Origin of the sequence: Marisediminicola sp. LYQ85 (assembly GCF_046600695.1) — a bacterium.
Classification (GTDB): domain Bacteria; phylum Actinomycetota; class Actinomycetes; order Actinomycetales; family Microbacteriaceae; genus Marisediminicola.
In genome coordinates this window covers 910,189-928,329 of sequence record NZ_JBKIWO010000001.1, presented here as the reverse complement: position 1 = coordinate 928,329, position 18,141 = coordinate 910,189, and the positions used below count along the sequence as shown (strand labels likewise).

Here is an 18,141-nt window from a genome sequence, read left to right as displayed (position 1 = left end):
GAGGTCGGTACGACTTCTCCTCGATTCAGCCGCACACTGCGCGCTCCCTCCTCGGTAGCCGCTCCCCGGGCCGACGACGTCCCATTCGACTTCTCCCTCTCGAGGACGGTTCCCGATGGCTCTTTCGCCTCCTTTCTCCCGCTTCGGCGGTGCGCCTGCGGCATCCGGGTTGTACAACCCCGACAACGAGCGCGACGCGTGCGGTCTCGCCATGGTCGCGACACTGCGCGGCACCGCGGGCCACGACATCATCGACGCGGCCCTTGGTGCCCTGCGCAACCTCGAGCACCGCGGAGCGATCGGTTCAGACGCGGGCACGGGTGACGGCGCCGGCATCGTCACGCAGATCCCCGACGACTTCTTCCGGGCGGTCACCGAATTCCCCATTCCCGAGTCGGGCTCCTACGCCGTCGGCACCGCGTTCCTTCCCCGCGACGAGGCGGATCGCGCTTCCGTGAAAGCGCGCATCGAGGAGATCGCGCGCGAGGAGGCCCTCGAGATCCTCGGATGGCGCGAGGTCCCCGTGCGCGCCGACGAGGTCGGCAAGCTCGCGCGTGCCGCGATGCCCGCATTCGAGCAGCTCTTCGTGCAGAGCGCCCACTCGGATGCCGACGGCGCCCGTCTCTCGGGCATCCGCCTCGATCGCCAGACCTACCGCGTGCGCAAGCGCGCCGAGCGCGAGACCGAGGTCTACTTCCCCTCGCTCTCGTGCCGCACGATCGTCTACAAGGGCATGGTCACGACGCTGCAGCTCGAGCCGTTCTACCCCGACCTCTCGGACGAGAGGTTCGCGTCGCGACTCGCCCTCGTGCACTCGCGCTACTCGACCAACACCTTCCCGTCGTGGCCCCTCGCGCAGCCGTTCCGCATGGTCGCGCACAACGGTGAGATCAACACCGTGCAGGGCAACCGCAACTGGATGCGCGCGCGCGAGTCGCAACTGAGCTCCGACGTGCTCGGCGACATCGACGCGCTCCTGCCGATCAACACCCCGGGCGCGAGCGACTCCGCCTCGTTCGACGAAGTCGTCGAACTGCTCAATCTCGCCGGCAGGTCGCTGCCGCACGCGATGATGATGATGGTCCCCGAGGCCTACGAGAACCAGGTCGGCATCGACTCGACCCGCCGCGACTTCTACGAGTACCACTCGATGCTCATGGAGCCGTGGGACGGCCCCGCCGCCCTCGTCTTCACCGACGGCAGCATTGTCGGTGCGACCCTCGATCGCAACGGCCTCCGGCCCGGCCGCTACCTCGTGACCGACGACGGACTCGTCGTGCTCGCGAGCGAGATCGGCGTTCTCGACATCGACCCCGCTCGCGTCGTGCGCAAGGGTCGGCTGCGCCCGGGCAGGATGTTCGTCGTCGACACCGAGGCCGGCCGCATCATCGAAGACGACGAGATCAAGACCGAGATCGCGACATCCGAGCCGTGGGGGGAGTGGCTCGAGAGCGAGCGCATCAACCTGCGCGACCTCCCCGAGCGCGAGCACATCGTGCACACCCCCGCGTCGGTCACGAGACGCCAGCGCACCTTCGGCTACACCGAGGAAGAGGTGCGCATCCTCCTCCAGCCGATGGCGGCCAAGGGTGCCGAGCCGATCGGAGCGATGGGGTCGGACACCCCGATCGCCGTGCTCTCGAAGCGACCCCGGTTGCTCTTCGACTACTTCACGCAGGCGTTCGCGCAAGTGACGAACCCGCCGCTCGACTCGATCCGAGAAGAAGTCGTCACGTCGCTCACGGTCGGTGTCGGCCCCGAGCGCAACCTCCTCGAGGCGACCCCCGAGCATGCCCGCCAGGTGATCCTCGACTTCCCCGTGATCGACAACGACGAACTCGCCAAGATCCAACACATCGACCCGCATCCGGGCAGCCGCACGACGACGACCGTGCGCGGTCTCTACCGTGTCGACCAGGGGCCCCTCGCGATGCAGAACCGCATGGACGAGATGTGCGCCGAAGTTGACGACGCGATCGAGAACGGCAGCACGTTCATCGTGCTCTCGGACCGCGACTCGAACAAAGACTTCGCCCCCGTGCCCTCGCTGCTCATGCTCGCGGCCGTGCACCACCACCTCATCCGCAAGCGCAACCGCATGAAGGTCGGCATCATCGTCGAAGCGGGAGACGTGCGCGAGGTGCACCACGTCGCCCTCCTCATCGGCTACGGCGCCTCGGCGGTCAACCCCTACCTCGCGATGGAGAGCGCCGAGCAGCTCGTGCGCAGCGGAATGCTCACGGGCATCACGCCCGAAGCCGCGGTGCGCAACCTCATCAAGGCGCTCGGCAAGGGCGTGCTCAAGATCATGTCGAAGATGGGCATCTCGGTCGTCGGTTCCTACGCCGGCGCCCAGACCTTCGAGGCCGTCGGTCTCGACCAGGCGTTCGTCGACCAGTACTTCACGGGAACGTCGAGCCTCCTCGGCGGTGTCGGCATCGACGTCATCGCGGCCGAGAGTGCCGCTCGACACGACGCGGCCTACCCCGAAGACGGCTCGAGCCACGCGCACGAGCGACTCGCGATCGGCGGCGAATACCAGTGGCGTCGCGAAGGGCCGCCGCACCTCTTCAACCCCGACACGGTCTTCCGTCTGCAGCACTCCACACGCGCGCGCCGCTACGACATCTTCCGCGACTACACGAAGCTCGTCGACGACCAGGCCGAGAACCTCATGACCCTCCGCGGTCTCTTGAAGCTCCGCACGGGAGTGCGTCCCGCCGTGCCGATCGACGAGGTCGAGCCCGTGTCGGCCATCGTCAAGCGCTTCTCGACGGGGGCGATGAGCTACGGCTCCATCAGCCCCGAGGCGCACGAGACGCTCGCGATCGCCATGAACAAGCTCGGCGGCAAGAGCAACACGGGGGAGGGCGGCGAAGACACCGCGCGCTTGCTCGACCCCGAGCGTCGCAGCGCCATCAAGCAGGTCGCCTCCGGCCGCTTCGGCGTCACGAGCATGTACCTCACGCACTCCACCGACATCCAGATCAAGATGGCGCAGGGGGCGAAGCCCGGCGAGGGCGGACAGCTTCCGCCGAACAAGGTCTACCCGTGGATCGCGCGCACGCGGCACGCGACCGCGGGCGTCGGGCTCATCAGCCCGCCCCCGCACCACGACATCTACTCGATCGAAGACCTCAAGCAGCTCATCTTCGACCTCAAGCGCGCGAACCCCGCGGCGCGAGTGCACGTCAAGCTCGTGAGCCAGAAGGGGATCGGCGCCGTCGCCGCGGGAGTCACCAAAGCTCTCGCCGACGTCGTGCTCGTCTCCGGACATGACGGCGGAACGGGCGCGAGCCCCCTCAACTCGCTCAAGCACGCGGGGACACCGTGGGAGCTCGGTCTCGCCGAGACCCAGCAGACGCTCATGCTCAACGGCATGCGCGAGCGCGTCGTCGTGCAGGTCGACGGGCAGATGAAGACGGGGCGCGACGTCATCGTCGCCGCCCTCCTCGGGGCCGAGGAGTATGGCTTCGCAACGGCGCCCCTCGTCGTCTCGGGCTGCATCCTCATGCGCGTGTGCCACCTCGACACGTGCCCCGTCGGCGTGGCGACGCAGAACCCCGAGCTGCGCGAGCGGTTCACGGGCAAGCCGGAGTTCGTCGTCAACTTCTTCGAGTTCCTCGCGCAAGAGGTGCGCGAGTACCTCGCCGAGCTCGGCTTCCGCTCACTCGACGAGGCGATCGGACACAAAGAGTTCCTCGGCGTCGAACGTGCCATCGAGCACTGGAAAGCCGACGGCCTCGACCTCACCCCCATCCTCCAGGGACCGGAATTCGCCGCGGACGCACCGCTCAGGCACCTCGTCGCTCAAGACCACGAGCTCGACGAGCACTTCGATGTCGAGCTCATCGCGCGGAGCGCCGACGCTCTCGACCACGCCTCACCCGTGTCGATCGACCTGCCCATCCGCAACACGGAGCGCGCCGTCGGAACGATGCTCGGCCACGAGGTCACGAAGCGCTACGGAGAGAACGGACTGCCCGCGGGCACGATCGACATCACCCTGCGGGGTTCCGCCGGTCAGTCTCTCGGCGCGTTCCTCCCCGCGGGAATCACCCTGAGGCTCGAGGGAGACTCCAACGACTACGTCGGCAAAGGCCTCTCGGGCGGCGACATCGTCGTGCGACCGAACGCGGCGAGCGTCTTCCCCGCCGAAGACAATGTCATCGCGGGCAATGTCATCGGCTACGGCGCGACGCGCGGCACGATGTTCATCCGCGGCATCGTCGGTGAGCGGTTCCTCGTGCGCAACTCCGGAGCGACCGCCGTCGTCGAGGGGGTGGGTGATCACGCCCTCGAATACATGACCGGGGGGCTCGCGGTCATCCTCGGATCGACGGGGCGGAACCTCGGTGCAGGGATGTCGGGAGGCACCGCATACATCCACGCTCTCGAGAGCGACAGGGTCAACCCCGACTCGCTCGCGACGGGAGAACTCGTTCTGCACCCCCTCGGCGCCGCCGACGCCGAGATGCTGCACGACCTCCTCGAGCGCCACGTCGCCGAGACCGGGTCGAAGCTCGCCGAGCGGATGCTCGCGAGCTTCACCGAGACCGTCGAGCAGTTCGTCAAAGTCGTCCCGCGCGACTACGCCGCCGTTCTCGAGACGAGAGCGTCGGCCATCGAAGAAGGACTCGACCCCGACGGCGACGTCGTGTGGGAACGCATCATGGAGGTGACCGGTGGCTGATCCCAAGGGATTCCTGAAGACGACCGAACGCGAGCTGCCCCCGAGGCGACCCGTGGCGCTGCGGCTCATGGACTGGAAAGAGGTCTACGAGCAGGGCGACACCGCGACCGTGCGCAAGCAGGCGGGACGCTGCATGGACTGCGGCATCCCGTTCTGTCACCAGGGGTGCCCGCTCGGCAACCTCATCCCCGAGTGGAACGACCTCATGTGGCGCGGGGAAGGTCGCCAGGCCATCGAGCGTCTGCACGCGACCAACAATTTCCCGGAGTTCACGGGGCGACTGTGCCCCGCCCCCTGCGAGAGCTCGTGCGTGCTCGGCATCAACCAGCCCGCCGTGACGATCAAGCAGGTCGAGGTCTCGATCATCGACCAGGCGTTCGCCAACGACTGGGTCGAACCGCACCCTCCCGAGCGACTCACCGGCAAGACGGTCGCCGTCGTCGGGTCGGGGCCCGCGGGCCTCGCGGCGGCGCAGCAGCTCACGCGTGCCGGCCACACCGTCGCCGTCTTCGAGCGCGACGACCGCATCGGCGGACTCCTCCGCTACGGCATCCCCGACTTCAAGATGGAGAAGAAGCACCTCGAGTCGCGATTGCGCCAGATGCAGGCCGAGGGCACGAGGTTCCGCGCCGGTGTCACGATCGGCGTCGACATCACGTGGCCCGACCTGCGGGCGCGCTACGACGCGGTCGTCGTCGCGACGGGCGCGCTCGTCCCGCGCGACCTGCCGATCCCGGGCCGCGACCTGTCGGGAGTGCACTTCGCGATGGAGTACCTCGTGCAGCAGAACCGTGCGGGAGCGGGCGACTCGATCGTCGACCAGATCACCTCAGACGGCAAGCACGTCGTCGTGCTCGGCGGCGGCGACACGGGAGCGGACTGCATCGGCACGGCGCACCGCCAGGGCGCCCTGTCGGTCACCAACCTCGCCATCGGCGTGCAACCGCCGACCGAGCGCACCGAAGACCAACCGTGGCCGATGATGCCCAACCTCTTCGAGGTCACGAGCGCTCACGAGGAGGGCGGGGAGCGCATGTTCCTCGCGTCGACCGTCGAGTTCCTCGCCAACGACAACGGCGAGGTGCGCGCCATCCGCGTCGCCGAGACCGAGTACATCGACGGTCGCCGCGTGCCCAAGGCGGGCACCGAGCGGGAGATCCCGGCCGACCTCGTGCTCCTCGCCCTGGGCTTCACGGGCACGGAGGGCGAGCTCCTCACCGAGCAGCTCCGGTTGCCCCTCGAGCGCGGCAATGTCGCGCGCGACGGCGACTACCAGACCGGCGAAGCCGGAGTCTTCGCTGCGGGCGACGCCGGTCGCGGGCAATCGCTCATCGTGTGGGCGATCGCCGAAGGTCGAGCCGTCGCGGCAGCGGTCGACCGCTACCTCGAGGGCGACACCGAGCTCCCCGCGCCCGTGCGCCCGACGGATCGCGCGCTCGCGCTTTAGTCCTATAGTTTCCACGGCGCATCGAAACCCGATGACGACCTCCTCGAACACCCCAGAACCGACAACCCAGAAGGAATCAATGAGACGCGCAAAGATAGTCGCCACTCTCGGTCCGGCAACGTCGAGCTATGACAGCATCCGAGCGATCATCGACGCGGGAGTGGATCTCGCGCGCATGAACCTCAGTCACGGAAGTTACGACGTGCACGAAGAGGTCTACGCGAACGTGCGTCGGGCCGCCGAGGACTCGGGTCGCGCCGTCGCCGTGCTCGTCGACCTCCAGGGTCCGAAGATCCGTCTCGGCAAGTTCTCCGACGGACCGCACGACCTCGCCGTCGGTGACAGGTTCTCGATCACGACCGACGACATCCTCGGAAACAAGGATGTCTGCGGCACCACCTTCAAGGGTCTCCCCGCGGATGTCGCCGAGGGTGACTTCCTCCTCATCGACGACGGCAAGGTCAAGCTGCGCGTTCTCTCGAGCGACGCCACGACCGTCAACACCGAGGTCGTCGTCGCGGGAACCGTCTCGAACAACAAGGGCATCAACCTCCCCGGAGTCGCCGTGAGTGTTCCGGCTCTGAGTGAGAAAGACGAGGCGGACCTCCGCTGGGGCCTCGAGCTCGGTGCCGACTACATCGCGCTCTCGTTCGTGCGCGACGCCGACGATGTCACGCGCGTGCACGAGATCATGGCCGAGGTGGGGCGCCGCGTTCCCGTCATCGCCAAGATCGAGAAGCCGCAGGCCGTCGACAACCTCGAGGCCATCATCGACGCGTTCGACGGCATCATGGTCGCGCGCGGCGACCTCGGCGTCGAGCTCCCGCTCGAAGCCGTGCCGATCGTGCAGAAGCGCGCCGTCGAGCTCTCGCGCCGCATGGCCAAGCCGGTCATCGTCGCGACGCAGATGCTCGAGTCGATGATCTCGAGCCCCATCCCGACCCGCGCCGAGACATCCGACGTCGCCAACGCCGTTCTCGACGGTGCCGACGCCGTGATGCTGAGCGGTGAGACGAGCGTGGGCAAGTACCCCGTCATCACGGTGCAGACCATGGCGCGCATCGTCGAGTCGACCGAGGACCACGGCCTCGAGCGCATTCCGGCGCTCGGCACCAAGCCGCGCACCCAGGGTGGCGCGATCACCCTCGCCGCGGCCGAGGTCGCCGACTTCGTCGAGGCGAAGTACGTGTGCGTGTTCACCGAGTCGGGCGACTCGGCTCGCCGCATGTCGCGCTTGCGCTTCAACATCCCGATGAAGGCGTTCACCCCCGACGCCGCGATCCGTCGCCGCATGGCTCTCACGTGGGGCATCGAGTCGTTCCTCGGGGAGCGCGTCACGCACACCGACGCGATGTACCACCAGGTCGACGACGCGCTCCTCGACAACGGCCTCGCCGAGGTCGGAGACAAGGTCGTCGTCATCTCTGGGTCCCCTCCCGGGGTCTCCGGTTCGACGAACGACATCCGCGTCCACCGGGTCGGCGACGCGCGCAACGCCGTCGCTCCGGCGTACGAGGCGTGACGAGCGTGAACGACGACGAGCGTCACGACCAGCTGACGACCGCGCCGAAATCGACGGAGGACGACGCCGCGCCTCGCGTCGACGTCACGACGAAAGACGACGGCACCACGCGCGTCGACTGGCGCGACGACGCCGCCGTCCGGCCGGGCAAAGCCTGACCCCGGTCGACGGTGGAGACGAGAAGGGCCCCTGCACGCGTGTGCAGGGGCCCTTCTCGTTCTGTCGTGCCGGATGTGGGACTTGAACCCACACGTCCTCTCGAACAAAGCATTTTGAGTGCTCCGCGTCTGCCATTCCGCCAATCCGGCGCACAACGACAGCGTTCAGAATACCGTAGGGTTTAGGCATGACCGACCAGGATTCCGCTCCCCAAGCTCCCCGCCGCGTCGTCGTGGCCGAGGACGAATCCCTCATCCGCCTCGACATCGTCGAGACCCTCCGCGACAACGGCTTCGAGGTCGTCGGTGAGGCGGGAGACGGCGAGACCGCTGTCGCCCTCGCCACCGAACTACGCCCCGACCTCGTCATCATGGACGTCAAGATGCCGCAGCTCGACGGCATCTCCGCGGCCGAGCGACTCACCAAGAACCACATCGCGCCCGTCGTGCTCCTCACGGCGTTCAGCCAGAAGGAGCTCGTGGAGCGCGCGAGCGAGGCCGGTGCTCTCGCCTACGTCGTCAAGCCCTTCACCCCGAACGACCTGCTCCCCGCAATCGAGATCGCGCTGAGCCGCTACACGCAGATCATCACGCTCGAGGCCGAGGTCGCCGACCTCGTCGAGCGCTTCGAGACCCGCAAGCTCGTCGACCGCGCCAAAGGCCTGCTCAACGAGAAGATGGGCTTCACCGAGCCCGAGGCGTTCCGCTGGATCCAGAAGGCGTCGATGGACCGCCGGCTCACGATGCACGACGTCGCGCAGTCGATCATCGACCAGCTCTCCGCCAAGAAGTAGCGCGCCCCCTCCCTCTGCCGCACCCGGCGCCGCCCCACAGTACGTCGTTTCCGCGAGCGTACGTCGGATCCGACGTTCGCTCGCGGAAACGACGTACTGTCGGGGCGGGTGTGGCGGCGGCGCGGGCGGCGAGACGGCGAGACGGCGGGAGGCCGGTCAAGTCGCGTCGCGGAGCATGTTCGTCATGCGGACCGTCGAGAGGCGGCGGCCGGCCTCATCGGTCATGACGATCTCGTGCGTCGCGAGGGTGCGACCGAGCACGAGCGCCGTGCACGTCGCGGTGACCCAGCCCTCGCTGATGGAGCGGCTGTGGGTCGCGTTGATCTCGATCCCGACGGCGTAGCGGCCCGGTCCGGCGTGGATGGCCGACGACACCGACCCGAGGGTCTCGGCGAGCACGACGTGGGCCCCGCCGTGCAAGAGCCCGATGACTTGAGTGTTGCCCTCGACGGGCATCCGCGCGACGGATCTCTCCGCCGAGAGCTCGACGAAATCGATGCCCATCTTGCGAGCGAGAGCCCCGCCCTCCGAGTCGATGAGGCGGGCGACGAGCTCGGCGTCCAAGCCCTCCGGAAAAACAGTCATGGGGCACTTTCGCGTCGTCGGGGTGTCGGCGGGCCCGATTAGGCTGACAGCGTGTCGGACAACGAAAAGCCTACTCTGCTCATCATCGACGGCCATTCGCTCGCGTTCCGAGCCTTCTACGCCTTGCCCGTCGACAGCTTCCAGAACCGCGAGGGTCAGCACACCAACGCGATCCACGGGTTCATCGCGATGCTCATCAACCTGCTCCAGAAAGAGAAGCCGACGCACCTCGCCGTCGCCTTCGACATCTCGCGCTACTCCTTTCGCACGCGGGAGTACCCCGAATACAAGGGCACACGCGGCGAGACGCCCCCCGAGTTCGTCGGGCAGATCCCGCTCCTCGAGGAGGCCCTCAAGGCCATGCGCATCACGACCGTGACGAAGGAGGACTACGAGGCCGACGACATCCTCGCGACCCTCGCGACGCAGGGCGCGCACGACGGCTATCGCGTGCTCGTCGTCTCGGGCGACCGAGACGCCATCCAGATGGTCAACGACGACGTCACCCTGCTCTACCCGAACGCGCGCGGGGTGTCGGAGCTCAAGCGCTACGACCGCGACGCCGTGTTCGAGCGCTACGCGATCGAACCCCACCAGTACCCGGATGTCGCAGCCCTCGTCGGGGAGACGAGCGACAACCTCATCGGCATCGACAAGGTCGGCGAGAAGACCGCGGTCAAGTGGATCACCCAGTTCGGCAGCCTCGACGGTGTGCTCGAGCACGCCGACGAGATCAAGGGCGTCGTGGGGGAGAAGCTCCGCGAGCAGAAGGACCGCGCGATCCGCAATCGCAAGCTCAACCACTTGCTGTGCGACGTCGAGCTGCCGGTCGGCCCCGCCGATCTCGAGCGGCGTCCGATCGACGAGGCGGCGGTGCGCGAGGTCTTCGCCAAGCTGCAGTTCAAGACGCTCCTCGATCGCGTGCTCAAGATCTACGGCGCCGCGACCGACGAGGGCGGGGATGCCGCCGCCGAATCCGCTGCGACCTCGGTCGGCGTCTCGGCACCGGGCGTGCGCACCCTCGTCGACGAGGAACTCGCGCACTGGCTCACCGCGGCGACCGCCTCCGGCACGACGGCGCTCGGCGTGCGGCTCGAGAACGGCCCCGACGGCCTCACGGGCATCGGGATCGCGTCGGAGACCGACTCGGTGTTCGTGCCGTGGGCCGCGGGTCGGCCCGACTACACCGCTCTCGAGGAGTGGCTCGCGAGCGACGCCCCCAAGTACTTCTTCGACTCGAAGTCCGACCTCAAGACCCTCACTCGAGCCGGACTACCTCTCGCGGGCATCGCTTTCGACACGAAGATCGCGGCGTGGCTCATCCGTCCGGGAGGGTCGGCGCACACCCTCACGACGCAGGTCTACGACTTCCTCGGCGAGACGATGCCGACATCCGACCCCAATCAGCTCGTGCCCGAGGCGGAGCCCGCGAGCCTCGCGACCGAGGCGTGGTTCGTCGTGCGGGTCGCGGCCTACCTGCGCGAGAAGCTCGACTCGTCTCTCGCGGTTCTCGAGCGGATCGAGCTCCCGATCGTTCCGGTGCTCGCGACGATGGAGCTCACGGGGGTCACCGTCGACGCGGCCATCCTCGCCGCCCAATCGACCGAGCTCGCCGAGACGGCGTCGTCGCTCGCGACAGCGGCGTTCGCCGAGATCGGCCGCGAGGTCAACCTCGGGTCTCCGAAACAGTTGCAGCAGGTGCTCTTCGACGAGCTCGGCATGCCGAAGACGCGTGCCAACAAGACCGGGTTCTCGACGGATGCCGCCTCCCTCGCCGATCTGCAGGAGCAGAACCCCCACCCGTTCCTCGACCTCCTGCTCAAGCACCGCGACGCCACGAAGCTGCGTCAGATCATCGAGACCCTCGAGAAGTCGATCGCGAGCGACGGCCGCATCCACACGAGCTACGAGCAGACCGGCACGAGCACGGGTCGCATCTCGTCGACCGACCCCAACCTGCAGAACATCCCCATCCGCAACGAGGTCGGTCGCCGCATCCGGTCGTCGTTCGTGCACGGTGCCGAGTTCGACACCCTCCTGACGGCCGACTACTCGCAGATCGAGATGCGCATCATGGCCCACCTCTCGGGAGACGAGGGGCTCATCCTCGCCTTCAACGAGGGGGAGGACCTGCACCGGTTCGTCGGTTCGCGCATCTTCGGCGTCGAGCCCGCCGACGTCACTCCGGCCATGCGCAACAAGGTCAAGGCGATGTCGTACGGCCTCGCCTACGGCTTGAGTGCGTTCGGGCTCTCGAAGCAATTGCGCATCGAGAGTGCCGAGGCGAAGCAGCTCATGACCGACTACTTCTCGCGCTTCGGTGCCGTGCGCGACTATCTCCGCGACGTCGTCGCGAAGGCGAAGGTCGACGGATACACCGAGACGATCTTCGGCAGACGTCGGCCTTTCGGCGACCTCAACTCGTCGAACCGCGTGCTGAGGGAGAATGCCGAGCGCGCGGCCCTCAACGCGCCCATCCAGGGTTCCGCAGCCGACATCATGAAGATCGCGATGCTCGGCATCGCCGACGACATCGCGACCCGGGGCATGGCGTCGCGCATGCTCCTCCAGGTGCACGACGAGCTCGTCTTCGAGGTCGCCGAGGGCGAGCTCGACGATCTGAGCGAGGTCGTCCGCACGCGCATGGGGTCGGCCGCCGACCTCACCGTGCCCCTCGAGGTCCAGCTCGGAACAGGAACGGACTGGGATGCCGCAGCACACTGATCCCGCGTCGCCGCTCGTCGACCTCCTCGGTGCCGACTCCGTCGTGCTCCATTCGTCGGCGCGCGACGTCGAGAGCGCCATCCGCGAGGTCGGCGGTCTGCTCGTGAAGGCGGGCGCGGTCGAGGAGAGCTACCTCGACGCGATGCTCGCTCGCGAGGAGAGCGTGTCGACGTTCGTCGGCGACGGCATCGCCTTCCCGCACGCGACGCTCGCGTCGCGCGGAGACGTCGCGCTCGACGCGCTCGCACTCGTGACGTTCGCCGAGCCTCTCGACTGGAACGGCGAGAGCGTGACCGTCGCCATCGGGATCGCGGCGCGAGGGCGCGGACACGTCGGTCTCGTGAGCAGACTCGCGTCGGTTCTCCTCGTTCCGGGGCGTGCCGACGAGCTGCGGGCGGCGCCCGATGTCGCCGCGGCCGCGCACGCCCTCCGGGAGAGTGATTAGGGTGGACACACTCACGAGCGAGGGGGCCGTCATGCCGCAGCGAACCGTCGTCATCCGATCGGCGATCGGGTTGCACGCCCGCCCCGCCTCCCTGTTCAGCCGAGCGGCCGCCGAGACCGGTGTCACGGTGCTCATCACGGCCGAGTCGGGGCGCACGGCCAACGCCGCGAGCATCCTCGCGGTTCTCGCCCTCGGAATCGATCACGGGGAGACCGTGGTGCTCGAATCGGACGAGCCCGGGGCGGATGCCGCGCTCGACACCCTCGCCGAGCTGCTCTCGTCGGACCTCGACGCCCTCTGAGTCTCTCGCGTCGACGCCGAACGGCGCGGTGACGCGCAAATATGCTGGACCGATGACTGCTCCGCTCCCGTCCGACCCCCGCGACCCCACCCCGATCGACGCGATCGCCGAAGACTGGGTCGACACGCAACTCGACCTCTTCCCGGAGTTCCGGGTCTACCTCGGTCGACCGGGGCGCGAGGGGGAGTACTCCGACTACTCGCCCGCGGGTGCGGAGGCGGCCGTCGCCGCGGTCTCGAGAACCCTCGCGCGCACCGAAGCCGAAGCTCCCGTCGACGAGGTCGACCGCATCACCAAGATGGACCTCGAGCGCGAGTTGCGTCTCGCGGTCGACAAGCACGAGGCGGGGTTCGCGAAGCGCGACCTCAACGTCATCGCTTCGCCCGCGCAGGAGTTGCGCGACGTCTTCGACCTCATGCCGACCGACACGCCCGAGGACTGGGGCCACGTCGCCTCCCGACTGTCGAACCTCCCCGGCGCGATGAGCGGATATCTCGACACGCTCCGCTCGGGCATCGCCGACGGCACCGTGCCGGCGCTCCGGCAGGTGCGCGAGATCATCGTGCAGGCCCAGAAGCACGCCGCCCCGACCGGGTTCTTCGCGAGCCTCGCCTCCGGGGCGTCGACACCCGAGGGCGACCTGCCCGTGTCTCTGCGGGCCGACCTCGATCGCGGTGCCGCTGCCGCCGCGGGCGCATACGAGCAGCTCGCCGAGTTCTTGCGCGAGGAACTCGCCCCGCACGCGCCCTCGAGGGATGCCGTCGGCCGAGAGATCTACGAGCTCGCCTCGAGGGATTTCCTCGGCGCGACCGTCGACCTCGACGAGACCTACGAGTGGGGCATCGACGAGCTCGCACGCATGGTCGCCGAGCAGGAGTCCATCGCGAGGGAGATCGTGCCCGGGGCCTCCGTCGCCGAGGCGATCGCGTTCCTCGACGCCGACGAGAGCCGCAAACTGCACGGCACCGACGCCCTGCAGCGCTGGATGCAGGAGACGAGCGATCGCGCGGTCGAGGAGCTGTCGCGGAGCCACTTCGACATCCCCGAGGCCGTCCGGCGCCTCGAGTGCATGATCGCCCCGACCCAGGAGGGCGGCATCTACTACACCGGGCCCACCGACGACTTCTCGCGGGCCGGCCGCATGTGGTGGAGTGTGCCCGAGGGCGTGACCGAGTTCGACACGTGGCGCGAGCTCACGACGGTCTACCACGAGGGCGTGCCGGGCCATCACCTGCAGATCGGACAGGCGACCTTCAACAAGGCGCAGCTCAACACCTGGCGGCGCACGGCGGGCACCTCGGGTCACGCCGAAGGGTGGGCCCTCTACGCCGAGCGCCTCATGCAGGAACTCGGCTACCTCGACGATCCGGCCGACCGCCTCGGAATGCTCGACGGACAGCGGATGCGCGCGGCTCGCGTCGTGCTCGACATCGGCGTGCACCTCGAGAAGACCCTCCCCGACGGTTCGGGGCGGTGGACGGGCGAGCACGCGTTCGGATTCCTCGGCGAGAACGTGAACATGAGCCCGGAGTTCGTGAGGTTCGAGGTCAACCGCTACCTCGGCTGGCCGGGCCAGGCGCCGTCGTACAAGGTCGGTCAGCGCATCTGGGAGCAGTTGCGCGACGAGTCGGCCCGCCGTGAGGGGGCGGATTTCGATATCCGCGCCTTCCACAAGCGCGCACTCGACATCGGCGGGGTCGGTCTCGACACCCTGAGGGCGGCCGTGCTCGGCTGAGAGTGCAACACTGCGTCGCATCCACGGGAGGGTCGCGGCGGCCGGGTTAGCCTTCTGGGATGTCACGTCCCCTGAGCTTCAACCTCTTCGAAATGAACACCGTGGGCCACATCTCGCACGGACTGTGGCGGCACCCCGCGAACACGCGGCACCGCTACACCGACCTCGAGTTCTGGCAGAACCAGGCCACGCTGCTCGAGGCCGGCCTCTTCGACTCGGTGTTCCTCGCGGACGTCATCGGCGCCTACGACGGCTACCGCGATTCGATCGCCCCCGCCCTCACGGAGGCCGTGCAGATTCCCAACAACGACCCCCTGCTCGTCATCCCCGCGATGGCCGCGGTGACCGAGAACCTCGGTTTCGTCGCGACGTTCTCGACGACCTACGAGCCCCCGTTCGCGTTCGCGCGCCGCGCGTCGACCCTCGACCACCTCACGAAGGGCCGGTTCGGCTGGAACGTCGTGACGTCGTACCTGCCGAACGCCGCACGCAATTTCGGGCTCGACGACGAGCTCGACCACGCGCAGCGCTACGCGCGGGCCCACGAATACCTCGACGTGCTCTACAAACTGTGGGAGGGCTCGTGGGACGACGACGCGGTCGTGCGCGACAGTGACTCCGGATACACCGATCCCGACAGGGTGCGCCGCATCGACCATGCGGGGGAGTACTTCCGCGTCGCGGGGCCGCACCTCTCGGAGCCGTCGGTGCAGCGCACCCCCGTCATCTATCAGGCGGGCAGCTCGCCGACCGGGCGCGCGTTCGCGGCGAAGCACGCCGAGGCGGTGTTCGTCGGAGGGTCGAGCCTCGAGGACTTCGCGGCGACGGTGACCGACATCCGGGAGCAGGCGCAGGAGGCCGGCCGCGGGCCCGATGCCGTGCGCACCCTCGCGAGTGCGGTCATCATCCCGGGTGCGACGCGAGCCGCCGCGGACCGCAAGGCGCGGGAGTACGAGGCTCTCGCGAGCGCCGAGGGATATCTCGCGCACGCGGGGGGAGGCAGCGGGATCGATCTGGCCGCCCACGCTCCCGAGACCCTCATCGACGACATCCTCCCGCCCTCGTCGCGCGACGCGTCGACGACGAAGCGGTACGCCCCCGGAGCGACGGTCGGCGACGCCCTGCGCGAGGTCACGCGATTCGACCGCGGCCCCTTCTTCGCCGTCGGCACGGGAGCCGACATCGCCGATGCCATCGAGGGGTGGGTCGGCGCCACGGGACTCGACGGCTTCAACCTCCGGCAGTTCGTCACCCCCGGAACGATCGAGGATTTCGTCGAGCACGTCGTGCCCGAACTCCAGCGCCGCGGCCTCTACCGCACGAGCTACGAGTCACCGACCCTGCGCGGCCGCCTGTTCGGCCACGACCGGCTCCCCGACACGCACGAGGGTGCCCGCTACCGCGGCGGCGCCAACCTCTGACGGCCGGCCGGGGCCGCTCAGGCGCCGCTCAGGCGCCGTCGGACGGCTCGAGGATGCGCAGGATGCGCGGCACGACCGTGTCGTCCTGCAGTGATGTGACGTCGCCGAGCGGGCGCCCCGCGACGGCGTCGACGAGAAGCCTCCGCATGATCTTGCCCGAGCGCGTCTTGGGGAGGTCGGGAACGGCGACGACCCGCTTCGGTTTCGCGATCGGGCCGATCGCCGTCGCCACGTGGTCGCGCAGTGTCGTCGCGAGCCCCGCACCCACCTCGACCCACTGCGCGCTGTCGTCGACATCCACTCCGCGCCCCCCGCCCTGAGCGGCGACGGTCGGCACGACGAACGCCGCTATCGCCTGACCCGTCGTCGCATCGGGCACGCCGACGACGGCGGCTTCGGCGATGAGCGGGTGGGCGACGAGAGCCGACTCGATCTCGATCGTCGAGAGGCGGTGTCCAGAAACATTGATGACGTCGTCGACGCGACCCAGCAACCGGATGTCGCCGTCGGCGTCGTAGGCCGCGGCGTCGCCCGCGAGAAAGAACCCCTGCTCGGCGAACCGCTCCCAGTAGGCACTGCGGTAGCGCGCGGCATCCCCCCACACGGTGCGGGCCATCGCGGGCCAGCGGCGGTCGATCACGAGCAGTCCGCCCGAGCCGCGCGGCACCTCGACGCCGTCGCCGTCGACGACGAGCGCCGAGAGCCCCGGGAGGGGTCTCGTCGCGCTTCCGGGTTTGAGGGCCGTGACCCCGGGCAGGGGAGCGACGATCGCCGCCCCCGTCTCCGACTGCCACCACGTGTCGACGATGGGGGCGGTCCCGCGCCCGAGCCTGTCGTGGAACCACGACCACGCTTCGGGGTTGATCGCTTCGCCGACGGTGCCGAGCAGTCGCAGGCTCGAGACGTCCCACTCCGCGGGAACACCGTCGGGAAACCAGCTCGCGAGGGTGCGGATGAGGGTGGGGGCCGTGTAGTAGGTCGTCACGCCGTACCGCTCGATGATCTCGAAGTGGCGCGCCCGGTGCGGGCTGTCGGGAGTGCCCTCGAAGATCACCTGCGTCACGCCGTTCGACAGCGGGCCGTAGATCTCGTATGTGTGGGCGGTGACCCACGCGAGGTCGGCGGTGCACCAGTAGACGTCGGACTCCTTCGAGTCGAAGAGAGCCCAGTGCGTCCACGACGCCTGGGTGAGGTACCCCCCGCTCGAGTGCACGAGCCCCTTCGGACGACCCGTCGTGCCCGAGGTGTAGATGATGAAGAGCGGATGCTCCGCATCGAACGCCGCGGCGTCGTGGCTGTCGCTCTGCTCGTCGACCGTCTCGTGCCACCACACGTCGCGCCCGGGCGTCCACGGCACGTCGGGCGTGAGCGTGCCCGTGCGCTCGACCACGAGCACGTGTTCGAGCGTCGTGTTGCCCGCGGCCGCGGCATCCGCCGTCGCTTTGACGGGCACGGCCGCTCCCCGACGGAACTGGCCGTCGCTCGTGACGAGCAGTTTCGCTCCCGTGTCTTCGAGGCGGAATCGCAGCGCCTCGGCCGAGAACCCTCCGAAGACGAGCGAGTGCACCGCGCCGATCCGCGCGATCGCGAGGGTGATGATGATCGTCTCGGGGATCACGGGGAGGTAGACGACGACGCGGTCGCCCGCGACGATACCGAGCGCCGTGAGGGCGTTGGCGGCCTTCGCGACCTCGGAGCGGAGCTCGAGATAGGTGATGGTCCGACGGTCGCCGGGCTCCCCTTCGAAGTGCAGGGCGACCCTCTCGCCGTGCCCGCGGTCGACGTGGCGGTCGACACAGTTCTCGGCGACGTTGAGCGTGCCCCCGGCGAACCACGTGGCCGCCGGCACGACCTCGACACCGTCGGCGTCGAGCGGGGGAGTCCACTCGTGCACGGAGTCCCAGGGTGACCTCCAGTCGAGCCTGACCGCTTGCTGCTCCCAGAACGCCTCGTCGCCGAGTCGTGCCGCCCGTTCGACGGTCTCCGCCGTCACGTTGGCGGCGCGCGCGAACGCCTCGGGAGGCGTGAAGGAGGCCGTGTCGCTCTGGAGCGACTCGACGCCATCGGGTCTGGCCGTCGGCATCCGCGGGGTCGAGATGAGGGGAGTGGGAGGGATGGTGGTCACACTCCTGTATCGCAGAGCGTTCCGCCGAGCGCGAATCCGCCCGAAACAGCGGGTAACGTGCGCGTCGGGCGGTTGCCGGGGTTCCCGAGAGGGAGGTAGTCTGGAGTGTCGCATTTGACGACATCCCTATCCGCCTGCCGAGGCACCCACCATCACCCCCGTTCTCGGCCTGAATTCTGTGCTCATCCCGA

The 18,141-nt window shown here is 68.7% G+C and carries 12 protein-coding genes and 1 tRNA gene; 10 read left to right on the top strand and 3 right to left on the bottom strand.

Annotated elements, in window-relative coordinates; translation table 11 throughout:
• Positions 1–115 precede the first annotated feature (115 nt).
• The 4 genes from gltB (at position 116) to ACLHG5_RS04295 (ending at position 7,820) form a co-directional block, all read left to right on the top strand.
• Positions 116–4,693 carry a glutamate synthase large subunit gene (gltB, locus tag ACLHG5_RS04310; protein WP_411317959.1) on the top strand — a complete coding sequence of 1,526 codons (4,578 nt, stop codon included), beginning with the start codon at positions 116–118 and terminating at the stop codon, positions 4,691–4,693.
• Positions 4,686–6,140, top strand: a complete 1,455-nt coding sequence (locus ACLHG5_RS04305; protein WP_411315431.1) for a glutamate synthase subunit beta — start codon at positions 4,686–4,688, stop codon at positions 6,138–6,140. The genes gltB and ACLHG5_RS04305 overlap by 8 nt, the downstream gene beginning before the upstream one ends.
• A 79-nt stretch (positions 6,141–6,219) precedes the next feature.
• Positions 6,220–7,662: a pyruvate kinase gene (pyk, locus tag ACLHG5_RS04300; protein WP_411315432.1), complete on the top strand. Its 1,443-nt coding sequence runs from the start codon at positions 6,220–6,222 to the stop codon at positions 7,660–7,662.
• A gap of 5 nt (positions 7,663–7,667) precedes the next feature.
• Positions 7,668–7,820, top strand: a complete 153-nt coding sequence (locus tag ACLHG5_RS04295; protein WP_411315433.1) for a hypothetical protein — start codon at positions 7,668–7,670, stop codon at positions 7,818–7,820.
• Positions 7,821–7,887: 67 nt separating this feature from the next.
• On the opposite strand, the gene ACLHG5_RS04290 is transcribed toward ACLHG5_RS04295, so the two are convergent.
• Positions 7,888–7,970 (bottom strand) — tRNA-Leu (locus ACLHG5_RS04290).
• Positions 7,971–8,008: 38 nt separating this feature from the next.
• Here ACLHG5_RS04290 and ACLHG5_RS04285 point away from each other — a divergent pair.
• Complete coding sequence (locus tag ACLHG5_RS04285; RefSeq protein ID WP_411315434.1) at positions 8,009–8,614, top strand: ANTAR domain-containing response regulator; 606 nt, start codon at positions 8,009–8,011, stop codon at positions 8,612–8,614.
• 156 nt (positions 8,615–8,770) lie between these two features.
• Here the strand turns inward: ACLHG5_RS04285 and ACLHG5_RS04280 are convergent, their stop codons facing one another.
• Positions 8,771–9,199 carry a hotdog fold thioesterase gene (locus tag ACLHG5_RS04280; RefSeq protein WP_411315435.1) on the bottom strand — a complete coding sequence of 143 codons (429 nt, stop codon included), beginning with the start codon at positions 9,197–9,199 and terminating at the stop codon, positions 8,771–8,773.
• Positions 9,200–9,250: 51 nt separating this feature from the next.
• Between ACLHG5_RS04280 and polA the strand changes: the two genes are divergently transcribed.
• Genes polA through ACLHG5_RS04255 form a run of 5 tightly spaced genes read left to right on the top strand, consistent with a single transcriptional unit; the run spans position 9,251 to position 15,825 of the window.
• Positions 9,251–11,923, top strand: a complete 2,673-nt coding sequence (gene polA, locus ACLHG5_RS04275) for a DNA polymerase I (protein ID WP_411317958.1) — start codon at positions 9,251–9,253, stop codon at positions 11,921–11,923.
• Positions 11,907–12,368 carry a PTS sugar transporter subunit IIA gene (locus tag ACLHG5_RS04270; protein ID WP_411317957.1) on the top strand — a complete coding sequence of 154 codons (462 nt, stop codon included), beginning with the start codon at positions 11,907–11,909 and terminating at the stop codon, positions 12,366–12,368. The genes polA and ACLHG5_RS04270 overlap by 17 nt, the downstream gene beginning before the upstream one ends.
• A gap of 31 nt (positions 12,369–12,399) precedes the next feature.
• Positions 12,400–12,669 carry an HPr family phosphocarrier protein gene (locus ACLHG5_RS04265; protein WP_411317956.1) on the top strand — a complete coding sequence of 90 codons (270 nt, stop codon included), beginning with the start codon at positions 12,400–12,402 and terminating at the stop codon, positions 12,667–12,669.
• Between the two features lie 52 nt (positions 12,670–12,721).
• Positions 12,722–14,404, top strand: a complete 1,683-nt coding sequence (locus tag ACLHG5_RS04260; protein WP_411317955.1) for a DUF885 domain-containing protein — start codon at positions 12,722–12,724, stop codon at positions 14,402–14,404.
• 59 nt (positions 14,405–14,463) lie between these two features.
• Complete coding sequence (locus ACLHG5_RS04255; protein ID WP_411315440.1) at positions 14,464–15,825, top strand: LLM class flavin-dependent oxidoreductase; 1,362 nt, start codon at positions 14,464–14,466, stop codon at positions 15,823–15,825.
• Positions 15,826–15,853: 28 nt separating this feature from the next.
• On the opposite strand, the gene acs is transcribed toward ACLHG5_RS04255, so the two are convergent.
• Positions 15,854–17,908 carry an acetate--CoA ligase gene (gene acs / locus ACLHG5_RS04250; RefSeq protein ID WP_411318409.1) on the bottom strand — a complete coding sequence of 685 codons (2,055 nt, stop codon included), beginning with the start codon at positions 17,906–17,908 and terminating at the stop codon, positions 15,854–15,856.
• Between the last annotated feature and the right edge of the window lie 233 nt (positions 17,909–18,141).